Source organism: Rhodoferax sp. ZS1R8 (genome assembly GCF_056521325.1).
Genome location: NZ_JBWMBA010000141.1, coordinates 1 through 1,158, shown reverse-complemented (window position 1 = coordinate 1,158; position 1,158 = coordinate 1). Strand labels below are relative to the sequence as shown.

At 66.4% G+C, this 1,158-nt stretch carries 2 protein-coding genes; both read left to right on the top strand.

Features of this window, described 5'->3' with window-relative positions; translation table 11 throughout:
- Positions 1-759 (top strand): PhzF family phenazine biosynthesis protein (locus AC097P_RS24495; protein WP_479613018.1); only part of this gene is annotated, 759 nt, incomplete at its 5' end.
- A gap of 2 nt (positions 760-761) precedes the next feature.
- The coding region (locus AC097P_RS24490) for a VOC family protein (RefSeq protein WP_479613017.1) at positions 762-1,158 on the top strand (397 nt) is incomplete at its 3' end.

The following is a 1,158-nucleotide window of genomic DNA, read 5'->3' as shown; positions in this document are numbered from 1 at the left end:
ATGCCGTTTGCTGGCCACCCCACGCTGGGCAGTTGCCACGCCTGGCTGGAGCACGGCGGTGTACCGCGAAAGCCCGGGCTGGTGGTACAGCAGTGCAAGGTTGGCCTGATCCACATCGACCAAGCCGGCGGCCGCCCCGCGTTTGCCGCGCCCGCGCTGCGCCGCAGCGATGCCACGCCCGCGTTGGTGGCGTCGCTGGCCAATGCGCTGGGTCTGCCGCTCGCCGACATCGTCGCCAGCCAGCACCTGAACAACGGGCCTGCACACTTCGGTTTGCTGGTCGATGACCTGTCCGTGCTACTGGGCCTGACCCCCGACGCTGTACACCTCAACACCGTGCTCAGCGCTGCTGGCATCAGTGGTGTGGGGGTGGCCACGGTGCAGCCCGCAAAAGATGCGGCTGGGTCCGCCACGGGTTTGATTGGCCGCTCCAACCGCGAGGCGCGGGCCTTTGTCGGCGGCGGTGGTGGTGGAGCAACAACTTCAGCTGACGGCGACACGGCTGACCAACCCACCGTGGAAGTGCGTTTCTTCTTCGACCACGGCAAGGGCGTGGGCGAAGACCCGGTCACCGGCAGCTTCAACGCCAGCCTGGCGCAGTGGCTGATTGCCACCGGCCATGCCCCCAAGCAGTACACCGCGGCGCAGGGCACCTGCCTGGGCGTGCAGGGGCGCGTGCACATCCGCCAGGATGCCAGTGGCCAGGTCTGGGTGGGTGGTGATGCGGTTACCTGTATCAACGGCAGCGTGCTGCTGTAAACATGGCATCCATAGACCCCCTGGCGTCGTCCATCGACCACCTGGTGGTGATGGCCGCTGACCTGGCGCAGGGCGTGGCCTGGTGTGAAGCCACGCTGGGCGTCACGCCCGGCCCGGGTGGTGAACACCCGCTGATGGGCACACACAACCGGCTGCTGAAGATTGCCACCGCAGAGCACCGCACCGCCTACCTGGAGATCATTGCTATCAATACAATAGCGGTACCATCAGTACCGACGGGGGCTAGACGTTGGTTTGACATGGATGAACCGGCGCTGCAGGCACGTGTGGCACAACACGGCCCGATGCTCACGCACTTTGTCGCCAGTGTGCCCGACATCAACGCTGCGGTGGATGCTCTGGCCTCCCAAGGCGTGGAGCGTGGCGCGGTGGTGCAGG